9 protein-coding genes are annotated in these 7342 nt (G+C 47.6%); 5 read left to right on the forward strand and 4 right to left on the reverse strand.

Annotation, left to right across the window (positions count from 1 at the left end):
- Positions 1-68: 68 nt before the first annotated feature.
- Entirely contained in the window at positions 69-1481 is a 1413-nt protein-coding gene (gene pykF, locus FEM41_RS16325; RefSeq protein WP_138097255.1) for a pyruvate kinase PykF, read from the reverse strand.
- A gap of 240 nt (positions 1482-1721) precedes the next feature.
- Positions 1722-1907, reverse strand: a complete 186-nt coding sequence (locus FEM41_RS16330; protein ID WP_138097256.1) for a hypothetical protein — start codon at positions 1905-1907, stop codon at positions 1722-1724.
- A 51-nt stretch (positions 1908-1958) separates the two neighbouring features.
- Here FEM41_RS16330 and FEM41_RS16335 point away from each other — a divergent pair, with 51 nt between their 5' ends.
- Entirely contained in the window at positions 1959-2624 is a 666-nt protein-coding gene (locus tag FEM41_RS16335; RefSeq protein ID WP_138097257.1) for an antitoxin Xre/MbcA/ParS toxin-binding domain-containing protein, read from the forward strand.
- Entirely contained in the window at positions 2617-3285 is a 669-nt protein-coding gene (locus FEM41_RS16340; RefSeq protein WP_138097258.1) for an RES family NAD+ phosphorylase, read from the forward strand. Before FEM41_RS16335 ends, FEM41_RS16340 begins: the two co-directional genes overlap by 8 nt.
- 8 nt (positions 3286-3293) lie before the next feature.
- Here FEM41_RS16340 and FEM41_RS16345 read toward each other — a convergent pair whose 3' ends face one another.
- Both FEM41_RS16345 and FEM41_RS16350 read right to left on the reverse strand, forming a co-directional pair.
- Complete coding sequence (locus FEM41_RS16345; protein WP_138097259.1) at positions 3294-3755, reverse strand: hypothetical protein; 462 nt, start codon at positions 3753-3755, stop codon at positions 3294-3296.
- Positions 3752-4507 carry a winged helix-turn-helix domain-containing protein gene (locus FEM41_RS16350; protein ID WP_168198812.1) on the reverse strand — a complete coding sequence of 252 codons (756 nt, stop codon included), beginning with the start codon at positions 4505-4507 and terminating at the stop codon, positions 3752-3754. Before FEM41_RS16350 ends, FEM41_RS16345 begins: the two co-directional genes overlap by 4 nt.
- 782 nt (positions 4508-5289) lie before the next feature.
- Here FEM41_RS16350 and FEM41_RS16355 point away from each other — a divergent pair.
- From FEM41_RS16355 to FEM41_RS16365, 3 genes are read left to right on the forward strand one after another with little or no spacing between them, the layout of a single operon-like run.
- Positions 5290-5694 (forward strand): winged helix-turn-helix domain-containing protein, encoded by a 405-nt coding sequence (locus FEM41_RS16355; RefSeq protein WP_138097261.1) that lies wholly within the window; start codon positions 5290-5292, stop codon positions 5692-5694.
- Between the two features lie 20 nt (positions 5695-5714).
- A complete protein-coding gene (locus FEM41_RS16360) occupies positions 5715-6308 on the forward strand; it encodes a LuxR C-terminal-related transcriptional regulator (RefSeq protein WP_168198813.1) in 594 nt (197 codons plus the stop codon).
- Positions 6309-6345: 37 nt separating this feature from the next.
- Positions 6346-7290: an OmpA family protein gene (locus FEM41_RS16365; protein WP_138097263.1), complete on the forward strand. Its 945-nt coding sequence runs from the start codon at positions 6346-6348 to the stop codon at positions 7288-7290.
- The last annotated feature ends 52 nt before the right edge of the window (positions 7291-7342 follow it).

The raw sequence follows: 7342 nt of genomic DNA on the forward strand, positions 1-7342 counted from the left end.
ACGCAAAGTTAAAAAAAATAAAACAAGGCGCCGGATGGCGCCTTGTAGATTTACGGATGCGCGTTTTATTACAGCACGTGTACCGAGGCGGTATTGGTGGTGCCGCTCGGTACCAGCGCTCCGGAAACCATCACGACCACGTCGCCCTTATGGGCCAGACCGCTCGCCAGCGCGGCTTCCTTACCCAGACGGTAGAAGTCGTCGGTAGAGGCGATGGACTTAACCAACTGCGGGATAACGCCCTTGCTCAGCACCAGCTGACGGCAGGTGATCTCATTGGTGGTCAGCGCCAGGATGTTGGCGTTCGGGAAGTACTTGCGGACTGACTTCGCGGATTTACCGCCTTCGGTCGCGATCACGATCAGCGGCGCTTCCAGATTTTCAGCCGTTTCTACCGCACCGCGGCACACGGCTTCGGTGATACGCAGTTTACGGCTGCTGTTGGCGTGATCGAGACGGGTATACATGACGCGATCGGTACGTTCGCAGATGGTCGCCATGATAGAAACGGCTTCCAGCGGGTATTTACCCTTGGCGGATTCGCCGGACAGCATGACGGCATCGGTACCGTCGAGGATGGCGTTCGCCACGTCACCTGCTTCAGCGCGGGTCGGACGCGGGTTTTTGATCATCGAATCCAGCATTTGGGTGGCGGTGATAACCACTTTACGGGAACGGATGCATTTCTCGATCATCATCTTCTGCGCGAAGATGACCTCTTCAACCGGGATCTCAACGCCCAGGTCGCCACGGGCAACCATAATGCCGTCAGAGGCATCCAGGATTTCGTCGAAGTTGTTCAGGCCTTCCTGATTTTCGATTTTGGAGATGATCTGGATATGATCGCCGCCGTGGGCCTGCAGATGTGCTCGGATCTCTTCAACGTCGGAACGTTTACGAATAAAGGAAGCCGCCACAAAGTCGACGCCCTGCTCACAGCCGAAGATCAGATCTTTTTTATCTTTTTCCGCCAGCGCTGGCAGGGCAATGGAGACGCCCGGCAGGTTTACGCCTTTGTTCTCGCCCAGGTCGCCGTTATTCAGCACTTTACAAACGACTTTGTTGCCCTCGATAGCGGTAACTTCCATACCGATCAGGCCATCGTCAACCAGAACGGTGTTGCCGACAGAAAGATCGCTGGTGAAGCCTTCGTAGGTAACGGCGACGGTGTCGCTGTTGCCGACCACGGATTTATCGGTGGTGAAGGTGAAAGTCTGACCGGCTTTCAGGGAAACATCGTTACCGCCTTCCAGCTTCATGGTGCGGATTTCCGGACCTTTGGTGTCCAGAAGAATAGCGGCGGATTTACCACTTTTTGCTACGACGTTACGCAGATTTTTAATACGCTGGCCGTGCTCCTCGTAATCCCCGTGGGAGAAGTTGAGGCGCATGACGTTCATGCCTGCTTCCAGCAGCTTGGTTAACATCTCTTCAGATTCGGTTTTCGGACCGATGGTACAAACGATTTTGGTCTTTTTCATGACAGTCTTAGTCTTAAGTTGTGAAGGATGGGGAATTTAAGTTCCGGTTGCGGTGACCGCTGAAACGGCAACCGGAAACGGTATTTCGATAAACGTTGAGCCACATCCACAAGAATAGGTGACAGAAGCAGAGCGTGCAGAAGAAAGTGTCCGGGCGTTGGTGAAGGTCGCCGGAGGTTGGCTCGGGTTGTCATCTGGATGCAGTTCAAAAAGCTGAAACCATTCAAGTTCAATTTTCGCCTAGTATAAGCCAGATGTTGGGGTAAAAGGAATTAAAAACAGCGTTTCATTCTGCTGTAAGCGCAGTTTTGCGGCAATTGCCGGGTTCCGGGCAAAAAAAGCAATCGGAAAGAGGCGGGTTTTTCGGCGTTCTGCCCGGTTCTGTTCGAACAGAAATCCGGTGGTGAAGATTTGACCATCGGCCATGAGGGTGTATGATAACCAATATCATGCATATCACGCATGTGGAGGTAGACGATGAGTGATAAAACTCAGGCACTGGTCCCGGCTTCTGACAGCGGTTATCCGAAATTCTCCACCCTGAATGGCGAAGAGCTGCGTCAGTTAAAAACCGGGAAGGGCAGTCACTATTTGGTGATGGAGTTACCCGATGCGCTGGCGGGCTCCGGCCAGGAGCGGGTATTGCAGTTGGCGCTGGAAAGCGCGCTGCGTCTGGCGGCCTCTTTGAGTGGCGAAGCGCCGCGGGTTGCGATCCAGGCCTCGCCCCGAACATTGCCGACAGCCAGCGCTGACGATGCCCAGGCGCGGCTAAGCGAACGTATTCTGCGTGAATCAGAATGGCTGACGGCCCGTGATATTTCGATACGCGCCGGACTGGCGCTCTCTAATCCGAGCGCGGCCCCTAATCGCTGGAAGGCGAAAAAACGGATTTTCGCGCTATCGGTGAATGGGCGTGATTACTACCCGGCTTACGGACTGGATGAAGGCTATACGCCGTTGCCGGTGATGGCCAGACTGATAGCTCTGTTTGGCGAACGAAAAACGCCCTGGGGAATGGCGGTCTGGCTGGGGTCAGATAATAGCTGGCTTGGCGGGCGCAAACCGAAAGATCTGCTGACATCGGAGCCCGAAGCCGTTTGCCGGGCCGCTCAGGCAGAGATTCAGGGACCGGTGCATGGCTGAGGGAAGGCCCGCCTCCCTGATTCCGCTACCCGGCCATGATACCCGGGTAAAGACCGGCGTCTGGGATGCCGGACGCCCGCTACACCGTATTCACTCTTTGCGTTTCGGCGCCAGCCAGTTTAACCCTGGTCTGGGCGATGCCCGCTTCAGCCCACTGCGCGACGCTCAGGGGCTTCCTGTCTCCACCCTATATGCCGGGGCTTCGCCCGATGTTGTCATTATGGAGACCTTGTTTCACGATCTGCCCCAGCACAGCGATGGGGCCCCTTTCGACCTGGCCCGATTAGGCGGTCTGGCCTGGTCGCGGCTGATTCCGTTACGGCCGTTGACCTTGATTATGCTGACGCCGATGACCCTGCGTCGCCTGGGCATCAAACGTTCACAGCTGCTGGACAGTGATGCCAGTCAGTACCCCATCACTCGCCTGTGGGCGCTGGCGCTGTGGCAGCAGAATCCCACAGCGCAGGGACTGTGCTGGTCGTCACGCCAGCACGGCGACGAAGCGCTGATGCTATTCGGCGATCGCGTGGCCCAGCGGCAGTTTGACGTCGAGGTGGCATCCCGACCGTTGATCCAGTGTGATGAACTGCTGGAGCGGGTCGAGACCCTGGCGGATGAGATGGGGGTTGTGTTACTGCCGCCGGGTGGAGGATATGGATAATAGGCTGGTTAAGTGTTGTGGCACCACGCGACAGGCACTTTGCCACTAAGCACGGCCAGGTCGCCATTGGGTTGACGGGCAATCTTATACTGGATGACGCGATTCTCTTTATAGAAGAAAGCATTAATTAACTGGCCCATCAGTGCATCATCGACTTCGTCGTAATTTTCACGAATTGCTTTGACCGATTGCATCAGGTAGCTTGAGTTGGCCACTTTAAAATTAAACATCATCTGTCGATTTAACGCCAGATGCCTGCCTTGCTCGTCCTTCACTTCACCGCTCATGACAATTACGCCCTGTTTTCCATTGAATGCCATACGAACAATGGCCTTCATCGAGAGATCTTTTTGGTTGGTATAGTATTGTGAGCTACACGAAAAGTAGCGTTTCTGATAATATCGGTAAGCCATCATTAATGAACCGAATAAGATCATTGCCATAATAATAATGATAATTTTCTTGCTCATGAGGATTTAAACCCCCGGATCACGTGTGAAATACAGAATGGATCTTTACTGCTTATCGATGCAGTACAGGAGAGTACCGAGGCTGAATGAAGAATAGGGTAGGCAGTGATATAGGTATAAGGGTTGTGTTGACAGTCGGTGCGTATCGCTGCGAACACGTTCATATGAGTCTTAGATTCCTGAGCATCCTTATTGATATAAATTCGACAGCCGTTCTGTTCCTGATGGAAGATGAAATTCTGTGCCAGAGAGGCCCCGGGGAATATGGTGTTGTCGAGTATGAACAGTGTGATGGCGAAGATGATGAATAAGGTGCTGTACAGGAGTAGGGAGCGACGGTTTTCGAGTTTTAGCTTCCAGTAACGTGATTTTTCCCCGACAGCTTTGGTCGTTGCCGTCATTTTTTGCGCTATATCAGTGGGCTCTGCCGCTGCTGTTAGATCCAGAGGGGCAATATCCAGGTCTCTATCCAGTCGAAACCCTCTACGCGGCACGGTAACCACCCAGCTATTACTGCGATCGCTAACGCTTTTTAATGCCCGGCGGAGTAAAGATATGTTCTGATAGAGATTGTTGGGGGTGGCAGAAATAGCATTCTCCTCCCAGACAAATTCGAATAGCTCGCTTTGCGTTACCAGTTCCCTGTTTTTTATCAGTAATAATAAGCAGCGAGTGGTCGTTGGTGATAGCACAGCTCGTTGTTGTTTACTCTTTCGATTAGTCAGCAGATTTTCACCAGGATGAAACTCCACACATTCACCTAACAGATAACCAACACACATTTTTGTTCACCAGTTGTAAGTAACTAAACCTTAAACGCGGTTTTCCTTATAACTAGCATAATAAATGCAACTTGTCTGATGATGCAATTCGTTTAAGAACTTTCTTGATTATTCTGTGTATTAATTGTTCAATTTTATCTTTTTGTTGCAATGTCATAACCAGTCCTCCCTGGTTACTGCAGTATCGTTAATCGGAAAAATTAACTTTTAGCGATCTTTGTTAAAAAATGCTTTTTTAGTGAGTCAGCTATGGTGTGAAACTCTTTTTTATCTTAATCAGACTTCTTGATTATCAGAGGGCTTTCTTATAACTATATGATTTTAATGTATAAATTTTATGGTTTTCTTAATGTAAGCTCTTAAAGAAATAAAGTTTTTTAATAAAGCGTTTCAAATTGCCTGGTGATGAGAAGTGGATATTATCTGGTTCAGCCCCCCATGGTTTAGGGAGGGAGTAGTGAAATCATCTGATATTTGCTTATAAAACAATGTAAAGTCTTTATTGTTTTTTTTAAATGATTTCTTAGGGAATTTTCCTGGTATGTTGTTTTTATGTTAATGAAAAGGGGGTGTTATGCTATTAAATAGAATTAAAATTCGAATTTTTATAATAAATCAGGCTTAAATTTTGATGAGTTTTCTGAGGGGGTTATTTATTTAGTTTTGAACGGCAATCTGTATTATAAGTACTGCCGGAATGTCTATCCTGACAACGCCAGATATTCATATTTTCTTCGAATGGAAATGTCTTTATGGGAAGAGAGCTTATTGGCTACTACATAGGAAACAATGTTCAGTTAGAGATTGCTCATAGAAAGATAAGTAACTTTGACTCGAAATCCCACCCAGGGAACTCTTTTATCCTCAGGGAAACTATGATGCGATTGTTCTTATATCTATTGGAGTATGGAAATGAAAAGATCGCAACAAATGAACAGATACTTTATCACGTATGGGATTTGCATGGTTTAAAGTCATCAAATCAACGGTTATGGCAGGTGATTCAGGCTTTGAAACTGCGACTTGTTGCCCTTGGGGTGCAACATGACTTCATCATGCGTATTGAGACCTTCGGTGTTAAAGGTTATACCTTGAAGTCTGAATTAATCAGACCGTTCTACTTTTACCACGATAATTGCTCACAGATCGAACGTTAATGCCTAAAGGAAGATGGTATATGAAAGTATTCGTATTATCTGAAAACTTCTTCTTTAGCTTTGGGTTGATATCGATACTTCGCAGGGCGGGATATGATGCATATGGATTAGAGCCTGATGATGGGCTGAATACTCTGTGGAGCTTCTGTAGCTTACCATTTATTGTGATTGTTGATATTAATGAACGTCAACGACTGGGGAGTATGTTAAATAACATTCTTCTTGACAGGACGTATTTGTTTTTCATCACTGACTATGATGGTGCTGTGCTTGGTTCCGACTATTTTGATATTTTTATTCCGCGCAAAATATCCTGTGCTGGTATTGTTAATCGCTTAAATCTGTATAAACCCAGGAGGAGGTATGATTGTAATCTTTCTGAACATGAAAAGATTATTATTCAATTGTTGGTTGATGGCCGGTCACTTTATTTAATTTCGAAACAACTTAATCTTTCTGTGAAGGCGGTATCACGGCACAAGATTAATGCGTTGAATAAATTAGGTATTTGTCGTATGAACAGCAAGTCATTACTTTTTGCGAGTGAGTATATTGATCGAATACGGCTTTTGTTCAGTGTTTATAACAATCGAGTCGTCAGCTGTATACGCTGACTAATAACATTTTTTGTAATTATAAGGACATAAGGTTATGATGGCTCCCGGGAAAGCTATCCGCAATATATTGTCACTATTACTCCTTTCGGGTATTACCTTTTCTGGTAATAGCGCAGCTGCTTTTAATGAGAGTGTTAATGGTACTCCATGGAAAATGGATGTGCCTGCTTTACCTTCTCAGTGGAAGAGTGAAGATGCGCGTGCCAGGGTAATAATTTTTCGCCATCAACAGCAGCACCAACGGTATGCATTGTTACCCCTGAATGTTTATATCAATAAATATTATCATGCCAGCCTGTTCCCTGAGCACCAGGCAGTGGGGCTTTCCCTGTGTCCGGGTAAGAGTTCTGTGGTCATTGTACCAGGTAACCGTAAAAAGGGCATTGTCGGGTACGAGCAGAACCCAGAAGTGATGACACCTGAACTTCAGGCCGGAATGACCTATTTCTATCAAATTTCGATGGAGGACTCCGGGGACATTATCGGACGCTGGATGGATTCCGAACAGTCAAAGAAAGAGTTAGCGAATATTGATATTCAGGCTCATACCTTGTCCCGCGTAATCACCGGGGATAACTGCCCATCGGGACTTTATACCATTAGCGAAGCCGCATTGTTCAACCTTGATCAATATCGTGCGGAGAATCTGCAGCCAGATGCGATAAAGAAAATTAATAAACTGGTAGCGACGATAACTTCCGACTATCGGCAGATCAGCAAGGTTATCGTTATTGGGCATGCCGACCCGGTTGGTAATGAGCAGCATAATCAGTCTCTCTCTGAGTTGCGAGCTAATACCATTATGACCCGGTTAATTGCGGCGGGAATTCCTGCGGATATTATTTCTTCCCGAGGGGTTGGGAGCCGGGAGTCGACAGTTTTAAATTGTAATGAATATAAAGGTGGCGAGGCGGTCAGTCAGTGTAATCAACCCAATCGCCGGGTTGATGTGCAGGTTTATGGTATCAGAGAAAAATAACACTAACTAAATGCTGGTTGAAAGTGTACGTGGCTAAGAATGCGGCTTTATG

The organism is Jejubacter calystegiae, from assembly GCF_005671395.1.
Classification (GTDB): domain Bacteria; phylum Pseudomonadota; class Gammaproteobacteria; order Enterobacterales; family Enterobacteriaceae; genus Jejubacter; species Jejubacter calystegiae.

What these genes read in the sequence shown, in the direction of transcription:
- FEM41_RS16340 (WP_138097258.1), top strand. Translation starts at nt 2,617, where the DNA reads ATGGCTGAGGGAAGGCCCGCCTCCCTGATTCCGCTACCCGGCCATGAT.
- pykF (WP_138097255.1), bottom strand. Translation starts at nt 1,481, where the DNA reads ATGAAAAAGACCAAAATCGTTTGTACCATCGGTCCGAAAACCGAATCT.
- FEM41_RS16360 (WP_168198813.1), top strand. Translation starts at nt 5,715, where the DNA reads ATGAAAGTATTCGTATTATCTGAAAACTTCTTCTTTAGCTTTGGGTTG.
- FEM41_RS16345 (WP_138097259.1), bottom strand. Translation starts at nt 3,755, where the DNA reads ATGAGCAAGAAAATTATCATTATTATTATGGCAATGATCTTATTCGGT.
- FEM41_RS16355 (WP_138097261.1), top strand. Translation starts at nt 5,290, where the DNA reads ATGGGAAGAGAGCTTATTGGCTACTACATAGGAAACAATGTTCAGTTA.
- FEM41_RS16365 (WP_138097263.1), top strand. Translation starts at nt 6,346, where the DNA reads ATGATGGCTCCCGGGAAAGCTATCCGCAATATATTGTCACTATTACTC.
- FEM41_RS16335 (WP_138097257.1), top strand. Translation starts at nt 1,959, where the DNA reads ATGAGTGATAAAACTCAGGCACTGGTCCCGGCTTCTGACAGCGGTTAT.
- FEM41_RS16330 (WP_138097256.1), bottom strand. Translation starts at nt 1,907, where the DNA reads ATGGCCGATGGTCAAATCTTCACCACCGGATTTCTGTTCGAACAGAAC.